This is a genomic window from Nonomuraea sp. NPDC049504 (genome assembly GCF_040676845.1).
In the GTDB taxonomy this organism is placed as follows: Bacteria; Actinomycetota; Actinomycetes; order Streptosporangiales; family Streptosporangiaceae; genus Nonomuraea; species Nonomuraea salmonea.
This window is the reverse complement of the sequence record NZ_JBFAPT010000062.1, coordinates 10695-27130: the sequence shown is the minus strand read 5'-3', so window position 1 is coordinate 27130 and position 16436 is coordinate 10695. Positions and strand designations below refer to the sequence as shown.

At 72.9% G+C, this 16436-nt stretch carries 13 protein-coding genes; 10 read left to right on the top strand and 3 right to left on the bottom strand.

The window, feature by feature from the left end:
• Positions 1-123: 123 nt before the first annotated feature.
• Complete coding sequence (locus AB0K28_RS50995) at positions 124-1386, bottom strand: sigma-70 family RNA polymerase sigma factor (RefSeq protein ID WP_364385731.1); 1263 nt, start codon at positions 1384-1386, stop codon at positions 124-126.
• Positions 1383-1712 carry a YciI family protein gene (locus tag AB0K28_RS50990; protein ID WP_345409126.1) on the bottom strand — a complete coding sequence of 110 codons (330 nt, stop codon included), beginning with the start codon at positions 1710-1712 and terminating at the stop codon, positions 1383-1385. Before AB0K28_RS50990 ends, AB0K28_RS50995 begins: the two co-directional genes overlap by 4 nt.
• A 218-nt stretch (positions 1713-1930) precedes the next feature.
• Between AB0K28_RS50990 and AB0K28_RS50985 the strand changes: the two genes are divergently transcribed.
• Positions 1931-5455, top strand: coding sequence for a WD40 repeat domain-containing serine/threonine protein kinase (locus AB0K28_RS50985; protein ID WP_364385728.1), 3525 nt, complete (start codon positions 1931-1933; stop codon positions 5453-5455).
• On the opposite strand, the gene AB0K28_RS50980 is transcribed toward AB0K28_RS50985, so the two are convergent.
• Positions 5452-6639, bottom strand: a complete 1188-nt coding sequence (locus AB0K28_RS50980) for a helix-turn-helix domain-containing protein (protein ID WP_364385725.1) — start codon at positions 6637-6639, stop codon at positions 5452-5454. The two genes, AB0K28_RS50985 and AB0K28_RS50980, sit on opposite strands and share 4 nt — an antisense overlap.
• 373 nt (positions 6640-7012) lie before the next feature.
• Between AB0K28_RS50980 and AB0K28_RS50975 the strand changes: the two genes are divergently transcribed.
• The 9 genes from AB0K28_RS50975 to AB0K28_RS50935 all read left to right on the top strand — a co-directional run.
• Complete coding sequence (locus AB0K28_RS50975; RefSeq protein ID WP_364385722.1) at positions 7013-8098, top strand: hypothetical protein; 1086 nt, start codon at positions 7013-7015, stop codon at positions 8096-8098.
• A gap of 15 nt (positions 8099-8113) precedes the next feature.
• The gene (locus AB0K28_RS50970) at positions 8114-9826 is read left to right on the top strand and encodes a transcriptional regulator (RefSeq protein WP_364385719.1); all 1713 of its coding nucleotides are present in this window, start codon (positions 8114-8116) and stop codon (positions 9824-9826) included.
• Entirely contained in the window at positions 9813-10712 is a 900-nt protein-coding gene (locus tag AB0K28_RS50965) for an aminoglycoside phosphotransferase family protein (RefSeq protein WP_364385716.1), read from the top strand. Before AB0K28_RS50970 ends, AB0K28_RS50965 begins: the two co-directional genes overlap by 14 nt.
• Positions 10713-10857: 145 nt before the next feature.
• Positions 10858-11805, top strand: a complete 948-nt coding sequence (locus tag AB0K28_RS50960) for an ABC transporter ATP-binding protein (RefSeq protein WP_345409115.1) — start codon at positions 10858-10860, stop codon at positions 11803-11805.
• A 2-nt stretch (positions 11806-11807) separates the two neighbouring features.
• The gene (locus AB0K28_RS50955; protein WP_355425682.1) at positions 11808-12620 is read left to right on the top strand and encodes an ABC transporter permease; all 813 of its coding nucleotides are present in this window, start codon (positions 11808-11810) and stop codon (positions 12618-12620) included.
• Between the two features lies 1 nt (position 12621).
• Entirely contained in the window at positions 12622-13725 is a 1104-nt protein-coding gene (locus AB0K28_RS50950) for a YcaO-like family protein (protein WP_364385712.1), read from the top strand.
• Positions 13725-15011: a TfuA domain-containing protein gene (locus AB0K28_RS50945; protein ID WP_364385709.1), complete on the top strand. Its 1287-nt coding sequence runs from the start codon at positions 13725-13727 to the stop codon at positions 15009-15011. Before AB0K28_RS50950 ends, AB0K28_RS50945 begins: the two co-directional genes overlap by 1 nt.
• Before the next feature lie 68 nt (positions 15012-15079).
• Positions 15080-16273, top strand: a complete 1194-nt coding sequence (locus AB0K28_RS50940; RefSeq protein ID WP_364385706.1) for a cytochrome P450 — start codon at positions 15080-15082, stop codon at positions 16271-16273.
• The coding region (locus tag AB0K28_RS50935) for a StsA-related sactipeptide RiPP (protein ID WP_364385734.1) at positions 16270-16436 on the top strand (167 nt) is incomplete at its 3' end. The genes AB0K28_RS50940 and AB0K28_RS50935, both read left to right, overlap by 4 nt.

Here is a 16436-nt window from a genome sequence, read left to right as displayed (position 1 = left end):
TGAAACGCCTGTGGAGCGGGTGTAAGACCTCAACGAGAGTCCTCTCGGACGGGCGACCGGCTGTGAAGCAGGAACCCTCACGGGCGACCGTGGGAATCCCCCTCGTTGACGAGGGGGAGGATGTCAAGGGGTCTCTCCTGTTGAGCCGGCCGCACGTGCCGGTGCCGTCTCGTCGGCGCGGGCGAGCAGGGCGCGGCGTTCCGCGTCGGTGTGGGCGACGGCGGCGGCCTGGCGGAACAGGTCCGCGGCCCGGTCGTGGTCGCCGAGTTCTTCGGTGAGGTCGGCCTCGGTGGCGAGAGCCAGCGGGTGGCCGTCCAGCTCGCCGCCCGCGCGTGCGCCGGCCAGCACCGCGAGGCCCGCCTGGGGGCCGTGCGCGTAGCCGTGGGCGACGGCGCGGTTCAGCTCGACGACGGGGGTGGAGCGGATGCGGGCCAGCTCGTCGTAGCAGCGCGCGATCCGCGCCCAGTCCGTGCCGGCCACCGACGGCGCGGTGGCGTGACAGGCGGCGATCCGGGCCTGCAGCTCGTACGGACCGCACACGGCGACACGGTCGCGGCCCCCGTCCAGGGCGGCCAGGATGGCGAGGGCTTCCGCGATGGCCTCGCGGTCCCAGAGGGAGCGGTCCTGGCGGTCGAGGGGCAGCAGGTCACCGCCCGCGTCGCGGCGGGCCGCGTGCCGGGAGCGCTGTAGCAGAAAGAGCGCCAGCAGCGCCGCCACCTCGTCCTGTCCCGGCATCAGCCGCCGCAGCAGCCGCGCCAGCCGGATCGCCTCCTCGGCGAACGCGGGTTCGCCGTCGGCGTTGTAGCCCTGCGTGAACAGCAGATACAGCACCGACAGCACCCCGGGCAGCCGCTCACCGAGCGCGGGTCCGCGCGGCACCCGGTACGGGATCCGCGCCGCCGAGATCTTGCTCTTGGCCCTGGTCAGACGGCGGGTCATGGTCGGCTCGGTGACCAGGAAGGCCCGGGCGAGATCCGCGGTCGGCACCCCGCAGATCGTCCGCAGCGTCAGCGCCACCCGCGCCTCCAGCGCCAGCGCAGGATGACAGCAGGTGAAGATCAACCGTAGCCGATCGTCCACGACGTCCTCCTCGATGACGGGATCGGCCGTCTCCGCGAGCGCGGCCAGCTCCTCCAGCTTGCGGCGCTCCACCGACGCGCGGCGCACCGTGTCGATCGCGCGGTTGCGCGCGACCGTCATCAGCCACCCGCCCGGATTGCCGGGAACACCGTCGCGAGGCCACCGCTGCACGGCGCTGACCAGCGCCTCCTGCGCGCAGTCCTCGGCCAGCGTCCAGTCGCCGGTGACCCGGATGAGCGTGGCGACGATGCGCGGGTACGCCTCGGCCGCCACGCTCTCCAGGGGCGTCACAGGTCGGGCCGTCACAGGTCCATGAACGGGCGCAGCTCCAGCCGGCCCTCCCTGGCCATCGGATGCGTACGGGCGACCTCGATCGCCTCGTCGAGATCGGCGCACTCGAGCAGGTCGAAGCCCACGATCACCTCCTTGGTCTCGGTGAAGGGGCCGTCGGTGAGAATCAGCTCACCGTCGCGCACCCGGACGGTGGTCGCCGCCGACTCCGGCGCCAGCGCCGACCCCTGCAGCCGCCGCCCGCGCGCGTCGTTCTCGGCCACCCAGGCCTCGATGTCCGGCAGGTTCTCCCTGTCGGTGTCGGGCTGGGAGTCGTTGCAGACGAACATCATGTACTTCATCACATGCTCCTCGGATCGTGGTTCACCCTAGTGACGAACGGGATCCGCGTTACCGGACAGCCCGCGCGAGAAATTTCTCGGCCCGCCGGTGGGGCGTGGCCGAGCAGGCCCTCGTTCGTGACGCCCCGGCCTGCGGCGCCGCCGGACACATCAGCGAACGTGAAACCGTCCCCGCTGACGATCGGAACCATGACGGCCGGGTGCGCATCTAACACGCCGTGGAAACGCTCAGCGCCGGGGATCCGCAGCGCATCGGGGACTACTGGATCGCCGGGCGGCTCGGCTCGGGGGGCCAGGGCGTCGTCTACGACGCCTACGACGGCGACGGGCGGCGGGTCGCGCTCAAGGTCCTGCACGCGGTCGACAGCGCAGCGAACCGCGACAGGTTCGCCAAAGAGGCGACGGCGGCGCGGCGGGTGGCGTCGTTCTGCACGGCTCGGGTGCTGGCCTCGGACATGTCGGGCGCGCGGCCGTACATCGTCAGCGAGTACGTCCCCGGCCCGAGCCTGCGCCAGGTCGTCGAGCGGGGCCGCAGGTTCACCGGCGACGACCTGCACAGGCTCGCCACCGCCGTCGCCACCGCGCTCACCGCCGTGCACGAGGCCGGGGTCATCCACCGCGACCTGAAGCCGGACAACGTGCTGATCAGCGCCGACGGCCCGCGCGTGATCGACTTCGGCATCGCGCGTACCCAGGACATGTCGCTCACCAAGACCGGTGAGGTGGCGGGCACGCCCACGTACATGGCGCCCGAGATCTTCACCGGGCAGCGCGCGGGCCCGGCGGCCGACGTGTTCGCGTGGGGCGCGATCATGGTGTTCGCCGCGACGGGCGAGGACCCGTTCAGGGCCGACAACCTCGGCGGCGTCATGCACCGCGTGCTGTCGCACCATCCCGACCTGGGCGCGCTGCCGCCCCGGCTGGCCTCGCTGGTCTCCGCCGCGCTGGACAAGGACCCGGCGGCCCGCCCCGCCGCCCGTGACCTCCTGCTCGCCCTGGTCAGCGGCGGGAACGCGGGCATCGAGGGGCTGCTGAACGCGGGCAGCCGCGCTGCGCGGGGCGTGCACGTGCCCGAGCAGGCCGATCCGGCGCTCGGCACGATCGCCGAGGACGCCTTCGGCGCGCTCACCCCCGACGAGCGGGAGCTGGCCGCCGGGATCTTCCTCCGCCTGGTGACGGTGACCGACGACGGCCACGAGACCGTACGCCAGGCGCTGAAGCAGGACCTGCTCGCCGGCCGCTCGGAACGCGAGGTCAGGGCCATCGAGCACATCCTGCACGCCTTCTCCTACCTGGTGACGCAGCAGGACGACGCGGTACGCCTGTCGCGCCCCGCGCTGCTGCGCGCCTGGCCGCGCCTGCGCCTGTGGGTGGACGGCGACCGCGACGGTCTCGCCGTGCTGGCCCGCATCAGCGACGCCGCCCGCCACTGGGACGACAACGGCCGCAAGGACGGCGACCTGCTCCAGGGCACCCGCCTGGACCAGGCGCTGACCTGGGCCGCCACCGGACGCCGGCACATCACCCTCACCCCGCGCGAACGCGACTTCCTGGCCGCTGGCACCGGCCTGGCCAGGCGGCGGGTGCGCCGCAGGCGGCTGACCACGGCGGCGCTGGCCGGTCTGCTGGTGGTGGCGCTCGCTGCGGGCGGCCTCGCCGTGCTGCAGGGCAGGCAGGTGGCCGAGCAGAGCCGCGTGGTGGCCACGCAGCGCGACCAGGCCGTAGGACGGCAGGTCGCGGCGGAGGCCGATCGGCTGCGCACGACCGACCCTGCCACGGCGATGCTGCTCAGCGTGGCCGGCTGGCGGCTCGCCCCCGGCTCCGACACGCGGCGCAGCCTGACGTCCTCGCTGACCATGCCGGAGAGCGGCGTCTTCCGCGACCCCGGCGCCAAGGGCGTGTCGGCCACGGCGTCGTCGGCGAGCGGCCGGGTTCGGGCCATCGCGGGTGAGGACGGCGTACGCGTCTATGACGTCCCCACTGAGCGGCAGACCGCGTTCTGGCGCTGGCCCGGCGGCATGAAGGCGCTGCCCACGGCGGCGGCGCTCAGCCCGAGCGGGCGGACGCTGGTCGTCGTCAGCCGGCAGACCGCCTCCGCCTGGGACACCGCGACCGGCAGGAAGCTGCGCGAGCACCGCGTCGGCGAGGGCAGCCCCGGCGTCCACGTGGTCTTCGACGGGCACGAGAGCCTGGCCGCGATCATGCGCGAGAACACCCTGGAGCTCCTGTGGGACACCAGGACCGGCGCGTCCTCCAGGCCGCGGCTGCAGGCCGACCACGCTCCGGCGATCGCGCCGTCCGGCGCCTACATCGCCGGGGTGGAGACGAACCAGGGCGGGCTGAAGGTGATCCGCCTGCCTGGCCTCACCGTGGACACCCGCCTGCCGAAGCGGTGCGGGTCGGTGGTGACGTTCACGCCCGACAGCAGGCGGCTGCTCTGCGCGAACGGCGACGTCGAGGCGTGGGACCTCACGTCCGGGACCAAGGTGCCGGACGAGGACCGGCCGTTCTGGCAGGCGTCGGCCGCCGAGGACCTGCCGGGAGCCCGCCTGCGCCTCAGCGCCGACGGCCGCCGCCTGCTCGGCGTCGAGGGACGTACCCTGCACCTCTGGGACGCCGCCACCGGCGACGAGCTGGCCGTCTACCACGCCGAGGGCGAGCCCGAGGACGCCTGGCCGGAACGCGACGGCCGCACCGTCCGCTACCTGCTCGACAGCTCGACCATCACCGCCGACCTCGGCTCCCGCCTCTCCTCGGTCCGGCTCCCCGGCGGCCACCAGGTCGCCGCCTTCGCCCATGACGGCCGCCTGGCCGCCACGGCCAAGGACGGGGGAGCGGTCCGCGTCTGGGACGCCCGCCGGCTCGGCCCGCCGCTGTCCGGCAGCGACGGCGCCTCCGGTGCGGTGTTCGACCCGCAGGGAAAGAGGCTGGCCGCCGACGGCACTGACTCCTCGGTCGCCCTCTGGGACGTCGCCACCGGCCGGCGCCTGTGGCGCCACCCGCTGCCCAAGATGCAGGGCGTCCTGTCCAAGACCTTCACCCCCGACGGCACCCGGCTGGTGCTCTCCCTCATGGAGCAGAGCCAGCGCGACGCCCGCAACGAGCTGGTCGTCCTCGCCGCCGACACCGGCCGCCCGCTGGCCCGCCACCGCCTCGCCACCGCCACGGGAACGATCGTCCCCACCCCGGACGGCACGGCGGTGGTGACGGCCGCGGGCACGATCTACGACCTCACCACCGGCAAGCCGGCCGGCCCCGGCTTCAACCGCTCGGGCCTGGTCGTCGCCGTCAGCCCCGCTGCCCCGCTGCTCGCCCTCGGCGCGCGTACAGTCGAGCTCTGGGACCTCACGAAGGGCTCAGAGCTGCCCCCCGCACTCCGCGTGGCCAGCGACGCCCAGGTGGAGGCGATGCGCTTCAGCCACGACGGCGCCCTGCTGGCGTTGATCGGGAGATCCATCGGCGAGACCTTCAACGACGTCTACACCGTCCAGCTCTGGGACGTCACCACCCGCGAACGCGTCGCCTCCTTCCCGATCGACATCCTCGACCAGCTCGCCTTCACCAAGGACGACCAGACCCTGTACGTCTCCGGCAACCACTCGGCCACGATCACCCGCATCCCGATCGGACCGGAGGGCGTGGCCAGGGAGGTGTGCGACCGAGCGGGCCGCACTCTGACCACCCAGGAATGGCAGCGCTACCTGAAGGACGTGCCGTACCGGGACGTCTGCGGCGCCATCTAAGGGCGGTCGTGCCAGGCTTCGGCGAGGATGCGGGTGACGGCGGTGCTGAGGACGCGGACGCCCCTCGTCGAGCCGGGCTCGATGCCGACCAGCTCGCGGACCCGCCGCAGCCGGTAGTCCAGGGTGCGGGGGTGGACGCGGAGGGCCACGGCGGTGCGCATGCGGTTCATGTCGTTGCGGTAGTAGCAGTCGAGCGTGGTCACCAGGTCGGGGCCGCTCGCCAGCCGCCAGGTCAGCTCGCGCAGCCACTGGTCGACCTGCGGCAGCTGGGCCGCGCCCAGCTCCACGAACACGTCGGCCACCCCGTACACCTGGGACGGGATCCGCTCCACCGGCGCCGCCTGGCAGACGCGGCGGGCCAGCGCGACCGGGTCGGCCAGCGCGCGCACCCGGCCGGGGGCCGCCCCGACGGAGCACGGGCCGCACAGCTCGGCGACGGCGCGCATCACCGACAGCGCCCGTGACCGCGCGGGCGCCTGACCGTCGATCGGGTCGGCGCCGTCGCACGGCACCAGCGCCACGAACTCGTCCGGCTCGTGCCAGGCCAGCGGCAGGTAGTGGTCGGCCAGCAGGGTCTTGACGACCTCGTCGCGGCACCGCTCGTCGGGCGGGCCGGCGGCGACGCGGGCGACCGTCACCAGGTAGTGGTCGGGCAGCGGCAGGTCGAGCTCGCGGGCCAGCTGCGCGGCGGCGGGCTCCCCGGTGACGAGCAGGCCGGCGAGCATCTGGATCCTGGCCGCGGCCGGCAGGAAGCGCTCCTGGCCCTTGAGGAAACCGTGGGTGTAGGCGTCCTGCGCGGTGAGGCCGTGGCAGGCGACCCAGCCGAGCATGCACATCACGTCGGAGAGGTCGTTGGGGCCGGCCGCCTCGTGGATCTCGCGCAGCGTCAGGTTGGCGTGCAGGAGCAGGACCTGCCGCTGGGACGCCAGCGAGACGCCCACCTCGCCGCGCGTCGCCCCGACCGAGGACATGTACGCGTGATCCTGCTCGGTGAACGGCTGCTCGTCGGTGGCCAGCTCGATGGTGCGGCGGCGGAGGTTGACCGCGAAGTCGAGCATCGCGGCCGAGCCCCGCGTCTCGGCGGCCAGGCTGCGGTAGTCGGCGAGCTCGTTCGTGTACACCTCGACCGCCCGCCGCGCGTTGGCGTCCAGACGGCGGCGTAAAGCGCGGAACAGGCTGCCCATTTCTCGCCTTCCTCGACGGCCGACTCAATGGGTTTACTTGACCGGCGGTAATTGCGCAAGGTGACAAAGCCCGGAATGGCGTCACGCCGCGTATTTCTGAAGAAACAACAGGTGAATGGCCTTGTCACTTGTGACAAGCCGCCGGGCGGCGGCCAGGTGAGGATCATCACAGCTCACGATGACAGGCGGCCGCCCTGCTGAGACCCTGTCCGCAGGCGGGCCGCCCGTCCTGACCGCAGTCGGAACGCGTTGTTTATCACGTCCATTTCACCGCTTTAAGGGCGGTCGTTCGTTGGAGGATGGCCGTGGCGCATTCGCCGCAGAAACCGCCGCCGGCATTCACGCTCGGCGGGCGAACAATTACGGGGAGAAAGTGTTAGGCCAGGGCGGCGGGCCGCCCTGGCCGGCGCCGCCGGTCACCGTGGACCTGCGCGCGCCGTCGCCCGCCGCCGTCCGGTGGCTGCCGGAGGAGGAGTGCGCGTCGCGGGTCGTGCTCGCCGACCGCGCGGCCAGAGGCGAGTTCGCCGCGCTGCAGGCCGTGCTGCACCGGCTCGGCGTGCCCTCCGTACGCCTCGACGCCGCCCAGGCGGACGGCGGGAGGGACCCGCTGACGATCTCCCTCGACGACGGCCTGGTCACCCTTGAAGGGCGCTCCTTCCGTCCGACCGTCGTGTGGGCGCGCGGCCCGATGCCCAGAGCGATCCCGGACGGGTACGCTGGCTCGCTGATCGGCGCCGACTCCTGGTCGGCCCTGGTCGGCCAGCTCGCCGCGCTCGCCCCCGCCGGCCTCCCGGGCGGCGATCGCGCGGGACGCCTGGCGCAGCTGGCCGGGGCGGCGGCGGCCGGCGTACGCACGCCGCGCACGATCGTCACCACCGACCTCCGCACCGCCGAGGCGCTGAAAGGGGACAGGCTCGTGGTGAAGGTGCTGGACGAGCACTTCGTCGAGGCCGCGCCAGGCCGCCTGGTGGGCCTGCTCGCCGAGGTCGTCGGCCGCGAGGCCCTCATGCGCCGCCGGCCGCCGGGTTTCCCGGTGATCGTGCAGGAGTACGTCGAGCACGACCTCGAACTGCGCGTCTACTACCTGGACGGCGACCTCCACGCCTTCGCCGTCAGCAAGCCGTCGCCTGACGCGCCCTGGCGGAACCCGGCCGCCGTCTCGGTCCGGGGCATGCCGGTCCCGCCGCGCGCCGCCGCGGTGGTGGGGCGGCTCGCGCGCGGCTGGGGGCTCACGTACGGCGCCTTCGACCTGCTGCTCACCCCGGAGGACGTCGTCTTCCTGGAGGTGAACGCGGACGGCGACTGGCGCTGGTTCGAGACCAAGGCCGGCACCCGCGCGCTCACGAACGCCGCCGCCTCGATGGTCAGGACCCTGCACGTGAACGTGCTGCGCGCGGCCGCCCCGCCGCCGATCGGCGGCGTGCTCGACTTCCTCGTGCTGGGCAGCGAGACATGGTGACGTCGGGGGAGGCACATGAGCCTGTACTGCTCGATCCTCGGCCCGCTCCAGGTCCTGGTGGACGGGCACGACGCCGTCATCGGCGCGCGCAAGCAGCGGCTGCTGCTCGCGCTGCTGCTGTGCCGGGCGAACGCGGTCGTGCCGGCCGCCGAACTGATCGACGCGCTGTGGGGAGAGACCCCGCCGCGTACGGCCAGGAAGAACCTGCAGGTCTACGTCTCCGCGCTACGCAAGCTCACCGGCGACCGGATCGGCTTCCACGGCTGGGGGTACCGCTTCAGCGCCGCCCCCGGCGAGCTCGACCTGCTGCGCTTCAAGGAATTGGCCAGAGCGGGACGCGGCGCGATCCACGGCGGGAGGCCGGCGACGGCCGCCGAGCTGCTCGGTGAGGCGGTCGGCCTGTGGCGGGAGCAGCCGCTGACCGAGTTCGCGCACGTGCCCGGGGTGGCGCGGGAGGTGGCCGGGTTCACCGACCTGTTCCTGTCGGTCCAGGAGGACTGGGCCGAGCTGGAGATCGAGCTCGGCCACCACGTCGAGGCCCTGGCCGGCCTGGACGTCCTGGCCGCGCGCTTCCCCGCCCGCGAGCGGATCGCGGCGGCGCGGATGACGGCGCTGGCCCGCTGCGGGCGGGCGTCCGAGGCGCTGGCGCACTTCGAGGAGCTGCGCAGGCACCTCGCCAGCGAGCTGGGCATCGACCCGAGCCCGGTGCTCAAGCGCCTCTACCAGGACATCCTCACCGGTACGGTCGCCCGCCCCGCACCCGCCGTCCGCACGACCGACCAGCTCCCACGGGACATCGGCGACTTCGTCGGCAGAAAGCCAGAGATCCACCGCATCCTGCACGAACCGGCCGCCGTCACCCTGATCACCGGCGAGCCCGGCATCGGCAAGACCGCGCTCGCCGTCCACGTCGCGCACGCCCTGGCCCCCGGCTACCCCGACGGCGCCCTGATGGTCCCGCTCGGGGGAGGGGGAGCGCACGACGTCCAGCACGAGATCCTCGAATCCGTGGGGGTGAGCACCGCCGGGGTGCACGACGCGGACGTGCTGGCCTCGGTGTGGCGGTCCTGGCTGGCCGGGCGCCGCGTGCTGCTCGTCCTCGACGACGCCCCCGACGAGCCGAGCGTGCGCAGGCTGCTGCCCGGCTCCGGCGAGAGCCGGGTGCTGGTCACCAGCAGGAGCCGGCTGAGCGGGCTGGAGTCGGTGGCGCGCGTCGGGCTGGGCGAGCTGTCGGACGCCGAGGGCCTCGCGTTCCTGGCCGCGCAGCTCGGCCGCGACCGTACGCTCGCCGGCCGGGCCGCGCTCACCGCCCTCTTCGAGGGGTACGGGCGCTCCCCGCTGACGCTGCGCCTGCTCGGGGGCCGGTTCGCGCGGCTGCCGCACGTACCGTTGCGGGTGCTCGCCGAGCGGCTGACGCGGGCCGGGAACGTGCTGGACGAGTTCACCGCCGGTGACGTGTCGCTGCGGGCGCGGTTCGAGGAGTGCTACCGGGGTGCGGCGTTCGCCGCGCTGGGGGCGCTGCCGGGGCCGCCGTTCAGCCATGAGGAGCTGGTGGCGGCGCTGGGCGAGCGGGTCATCGAGGCGCTGCTGGAGGCGAACGTGCTGCGGATGCCCGAGATCGACCCGGCGGCGGAGGTCGCCGCGCACGCCCTGACGTACACGATGTCCCCTCTTGCTCATCTTTACGCCGCCGAACTCAGTAGGGTGGCCTCGCATGACCGACGCTGAGATCGAGATCACCGCCGAACTGGTCCGCGACCTGCTGCGCGACCAGCACCCGGATCTCGCCGGGCTGCCCGTCCGCGAGGTGGCGGGCGGGTGGGGCAACCAGATGTGGCGGCTCGGGGACGACCTGGCCGTACGCGTGCAGCGCATGGACACCACCCCGGAGCCCCAGCTCAAGGAACGGCGGTGGCTGCCCGAGCTGGCCCCGGCCCTGCCGCTGCCCATCCCGGTCCCGGTGCGGGCGGGAGAGCCGTCCGAGCGCTTCCCCAAGCACTGGACCGTGATGACGTGGGTGCACGGCGAGCCCCTCGACCTCGGCACGATCACCCGCGGCACCGACGCGGCCGACACGCTGGCCCGCTTCCTCCGTGCCCTGCACGTCCAGGCCCCCGCGGACGCGCCGACCTCCACCGACCGCGGCGCCCACCCCAGAGACTGCACGGGCGGCTTCGAGAGCTGGCTCAAGGAAGCCGACGCCCTCAACGGCATCGCCGCCGACGTCCGCGCCGTCTGGGACGACGCCGTCACGGCCGGTGAGTGGACGGGCCCGCCGATGTGGGTGCACGGCGACCTCCACCCGGCGAACGTCGTCGTCGCGGACGGCACGCTCGCCGGCATCGTCGACTTCGGCGACGTGTTCGCCGGCGACCCGGCCTGGGACCTCATCGCCGCCTGGCTGCTGCTCCCGGCCGGCACCGCCGCCCGCTTCTTCGACGCCTACGCCCGAGCCGACGAGGCGACGATCCGCCGCGCCAGGGGCCTGGCGGCCATGAAGTCCCTCTTCCTCATCCTGATGGGCCAGAACGGCGACCGCGGCCTCCCCGGCGGCAAACCGCACTGGGGCCCCCTGGGCCACGCGGCACTGGAACGGGTCCTCAAGGGCGTCTGAGTCACAGCGCGGCCGTCTCGGCGACGATGAAGCCGACGTACCCGGAGGAAGGTGAAACGCCCACATTCGTGGGGTTTCTCGCCCCTGCGTAGCGCGCTGATACTCGACACGACAACGCGACCCCAACCAACGAGAGGTGGCGGGTATGGCCGTGTCGGGCGACGTGGTGACGGCCGAGGCGCTGACCAAGCGGTATCGGCGCATGGAGACGCCGGCCGTGGACGACGTGTCGTTCGAGATCGCGCGGGGCGAGACGATCGGGCTGCTCGGCCCGAACGGCGCAGGGAAGACGACACTGATCAAGATGATCTGCGGGGTCACCGCGCCCACCTCAGGACGGGTCCAGGTGTTCGACGCCGACCCCGTGCGCCAGCCGGTGGCCGCCAAGAGCGGCATCGGGGCCATGCACCAGACCGCCCCGTTCGACGAGATGCTGCCCGCACTGGACAACCTGCGCATCTCAGCCCGGTTCCGTGGCGTGCGGTGGCGGGACGTACGGCCGTGGGCGCTGGAGCTGGCCGAGTTCCTCGGCGTGGCCAAGGCGCTGCCGCAGCTGTGCTTCCAGCTGTCCGGCGGGCAGCGGCAGCGGCTGCAGCTCGTCCGCGCCCTCATCACGCTGCCCAAGCTGCTCATCCTCGACGAGCCATCGGCCGGCCTCGACGTGGCGGGCCGCCACCAGATCGAGCGGTTCGTGACCTGGCTGCGCGAGGAGCACGGCGTGACCGTGCTGTGGACCAGCCACCACATCGACGAGCTGGAACGCAACAGCCAGCGGGTGATGGTCATCAACCAGGGACGGGTGCTGCGCTTCGCCAAGCCGCGCGAGCTGGTGGAGGAGTTCGGCTCGGTGCACCTGCGGGTGACCCTGGCCGACGCCGCGGCGGGCGGCGCCCTGGTGGCGTGGGCGGGCAACGCCGGGCTGACCGCCACCGCCGAGGACACCGAGGTACGCATCGAGGGCCCCTGCGCCAAGGAGATGCTGCCCGAGCTGACCCGGCACTGCCAGGACCACGACATCGCGATCAGCGGCGTCTCGACCGCGCTGGACTCGCTGGAGACGGTCTTCCTCCGCATGACCGAGAACGAGGGCTGACCATGGCCGCCGACCTCACCTTCACCACCGCGCCGCCCACCGTGGCCCCGAGGGCCGCCGACCTGTTCGCGGTGATCTACCGCGAGTACGCGCTGCTGGCCCGCAACCGCATCAACCTCATCCTCAGCCTGGCGCCGATGCTGGTGTACCTGCTGCTGGTGAACACCTCGCTGAGCAACCTGGTCGGCAGCATCTCCTACCGGGGCGAACAGCTGCCGTTCGCGGTCTTCCTGCTGCCGATGGTGCTGGCGATGTCGATCGTCAGCGCGTCAGGCACCTCGGGGGTGGCGCTGTTCCAGGAGGAGCTGAGCGGGGTGGCGACCCAGCTGTGGTCGTACCCGATGCGCCGCTCCCGGTTCCTGCTCGGCAAGCTGCTGGCCGGGGTGTCGCTGGTGCTGGGCCAGAGCCTGCTGGCGCTGGGCGTCGCGGTGGTCATCTTCGACCTGCCGTTCGGGGCGGAGGGCTGGGCCGGGCTGCTGGTGGCGCTGACGCTGGCCGCGATCGCGTTCAACGGGCTCTACCTGGCCGCGGCCATCACGATCACCGACTTCCAGACGTTCATGGTGGGGTCGAACGTGTCGATCCTGGTGCTGGTGTTCAGCGCGCCGTCGATGTACACGGTCGACCAGATGCCCGTGGTGCTGCAGTGGATCGCCATGGTCAACCCGCTGACGTACGCGATCAACGGGATGCGGGACGCGGCGCTGTTCGGGTTCGCCGACGCGTGGGTGAACCTGCTGGTGCTGGCGGTGATCGCGGTGGTCACGTACGCGGTGGCCGGCCGGGCGCTGCTCAACCGGGCACGGAACCTCTGACATGCTGATATCTGACGCCAAAGTACGGCTCCCCGGCACCGACCGCGCCCGCGACCCGGCGGCCACGCTGACGATGGCCCGGCGGGCGGCCCGCGCGGTCGGGGTCACCCGGGTCGCCGACATCACCAGGCTCGACACCGTGGGCATCCCGACGTTCCAGGCCATCCGGCCCGCCTCCCGCACGCTCGCCGTCTCCCAAGGCAAGGGCGTCACCCCCGACCTGGCCAGACTGTCGGCGATCATGGAGTCCATCGAGCTGTGGCACGTCGAACAATCCCTGCCGCCGGACGTCACCGCGCCCCCGCGCGAATGCCGGCTCGGCTACGACGTCCACGCCCTCGTCCCCGCCACGCCGAGCCTGCTGCACGACGGCCTGCCGCTGGACTGGCTGGCGGGCACGTCGCTGGAGGACGGCTCGCCCACGCTGGTGCCGCGCGACGCCGTGGCGCTGACGCTGGAGCGCGGCACCGGCTGGAGCCCGCCGCTGTTCCTCGCCTCCAGCAACGGCCTGGCCAGCGGGAACACGCGGACGGAAGCGATTCTGCACGCCCTGTACGAGGTGATCGAGCGGGACGCGGTCACCGCCGCGGGCCCGACAGGAGGGGTCCGCGTGGATCCGGGCACGTCGGGGTCGCCGATCGTGGACGAGCTGTGCGCCACGCTGGCGCGGGCCCGCGTACGGCTCGAGGTCAGGCACCTGCCGTCGCCGACCGGGCTGCCGTGCTTCCTGGCCAGGATCAGCTGCGACGACTACCCGCCGGCGTTCTTCGGGTTCGGCTGCCACCTCAGCTCGGAGATCGCGCTCACCCGGGCGATCACCGAGGCGGCGCAGGCGCGGCTGGCGTACGTGTCAGGGGCCCGCGACGACCTGCGCGCCGACTTCCACGACGGCGTCACCCGGCGGGAGAGCTCCGAGCCGTCGCACGACGTCCCCCTCATGCGCGCGCACGACACCCTGGCCGATGACCTGGAGGACGCGGTCGAGCGGTCCGCCGCGGCCTTCGGCCACCCGCCCCTCGTCGTCGACCTGACCCGCGAGGAGATCGGCGTCCCTGTCGTCAAGGTGGTGGCGCCGGGCGCCCGCGTCTCCCCGGAGGTGCTGTGATGAGTCACGTCGTCTACGCGGGCCCGACGATCTCCGCTGGCGAGATCCGCACCGCACTCCCCGGCGCGCGGGTCAGGCCGCCCGTCGCCCGCAACGACCTGTTCACCGAGACCTGGACGCCGGGGGACACCGCGGTCATCATCGACGGCTACTACCGCGAACGCCTCTCCGTGGGCCACAAGGAGATCCTCTGGCTGCTCGGGCAGGGCGTCCGCGTCATCGGCGCGGCCAGCATGGGCGCGCTGCGTGCCGCCGAGCTGAGCTCGTACGGCATGCGCGGCGTCGGCACGATCTTCCACCTGTACGCGGGCGGCGAGATCGACGGCGACGACGAGGTGGCGGTGCTGCACGGCCCCGCCGAGGTGGGCTACCCGGCGGGCACGGTCGCGATGGTCAACCTGCGGCACGGCTGCCGCGAGGGAGCCAGGACCGGCCTGGTCCCGCAGGAGGCGGCCGAGCGGATCCTGGCGGCGGCCAAGGCCCGCCCGTTCACTCATCGGACCTGGCACGAGCTGGCCGGGGACGTACCGGACGACCAGGACGCCCTGCACACGCTCAGAAGCAAGATCGCGGCCGGCGACTGGGACCTCAAGCATTCGGACGCGGTGGAGGCCCTGAACAGAGCCCGCGACGAGGACCCGGCACCCATCCGTCCCGACGACACGGCGCTGACCGGAATCACCCACAACGAGGCGCTGAAGTGGGGATCGCGGCGCGAGTACGCGCCGGGACGCTGGATGTCCGACCTCGACGTGCTGACGGCGGCGCGGCTGTTCGACGACGACTACCCCGCCCTGCACGAGCAGGCACTGACGACCCTGCTGGTGGACTTCGCAGCCGTGCACGGCCTGAGCCTGGAGGACTACGCCCGCACCTGGCTCGGCGTGGCGGAGAGGCTGCCCAAGGAACTGGCGGTCTGGTTCACCGAGGAGGAACGCGCGGCGCTGCCGTTGAAGGAGCAGCTCAGGCTCGTCATGGTACGGGTCTGGCCGCTCTGGAAGTCGGCCGACTGGCGCCCGGCCGTCATGACGCGGCTGCGCGACACCGGCCGCTGGGACCGATGGACCGACGTGGTCGCACGCGCCGACGAGGTCGCGGAGCAGCACAGGGGACGGCTGGTCGTCCCGCCGCCCGAGCTGTGCGGCCGGCTGTTCCTGCGTCACTGGCCCGGCACCCCGCCCCAGGTCGCGATGGCCCGCCGCGGCTTCCTCGGCGTCGAGGACCTCGGCCACGCGGCCACCCGCTTCTTCGCCCTGGACGTGAAGACCCCCGGCGGAGCACGGTGACGACCGCGCCGCCGCGGCGACTCGACCCGGCAGCGCACGCCGCGGACCCGCACCCGATCCTGCACGCGATGCGGGCACAGGAACCGGTGTACCGGCACGTCGAGCCCGCGACCGGCCGCGTGTTCTGGTACCTGACCAGGTACGACGACGTGCGCCGCGCGCTCGCGGACCCGCTGCTGGGCCGCCAGATCGACCGGCTGCCGCCCGAGTCGGCCGCACGACACCGTGCTTGGGACCGCGACCCGCTGCCGATGGTCCGCAGGAGCGTGGTCAACCTGGACCCGCCCGACCACACCCGGCTGCGCCGCCTGCTGGCGCCCGCGTTCACCGCACGGGCGGTGGCCGCACTCGAACCGCGCATCGAACGCCACGTCGCCGACCTGGTCGAGCGCATGAACGGCCACGAGGAGACCGACCTGATCCAGGAGCTGGCCCTGCCCCTGCCCACGTTGATCATGGCCGAGCTGCTCGCCATCCCACGTCGGGACCTGCCCCTGCTGCGCCGCTGGAGCGACGGCATGCTGCGCGGCAGGGACCGGCGGCACGGCATGGAGTACATCGCCTACCTGCAACGGACGCTCACCGAGCGGCGCGCCCACCCCGGCGACGACCTCATGTCGCAGCTCATCGAGGGTGACCTCAGCCGGGCCGAACTGCTGTCCAGCGTGTTCCAGCTCCTGCTGGCCGGCGACGAGACCACCGCCAACGCGATCGGCAACGGCCTGCTCGCCCTGCTGCGCCACCCCGGCCAGGCGGCGCGGCTGCGTGCCGGCCCGGAGCTGATCGACGCGGCCGTGGAGGAGATGCTGCGCTTCGACGGCCCCGTGGGACACGCCAGGCCGCTGTACGCGCTGGCCGACGTGGACATCGGCGGCACCACGATCCCGCGCGGCGACACCGTGCTGCCGATGCTCGTGGCGGCGAACCGCGACCCGGAGGTGTTCGAGCGGCCGGACGCGTTCGACGTGGCCCGCGCCCCGAACCGGCACCTGGGTTTCGGCCACGGCATCCATTTCTGCCCCGGCGCCGCGCTGGCCCGCGTGCAATTGCGCGCCGTCGTGCGCGCGTTGTTCCGTCGCCATCCCGGCATCACCCTGTCCGCCGCCGATCTGGAATGGACGCCCGACCTTTTCGTCCGCGGCGTCCGCCGGCTGCCCGTACGGCTGTGCACCCACATTGATGGGGTTGCCCGCCCGACATATGGCCGGGCGATACTCGACGTGAAAGGCAGTTCCCCCGAAAAGAGAGGTGGAAAGGCATGACCTTCGACGCGAAGGAAGCGTTGCGCACGGCCGGAATTCTGACCGGTTCCGAGGCGCCGGAATTGACGCAGGCATTCAGCGTCCTTTCCCGCGAGGAAGTGGACATGCTGGTGTCGCTCAAGGGCAAGATTCCCGCCGCGCTGCCGGAGGTGCTGGCGCACTC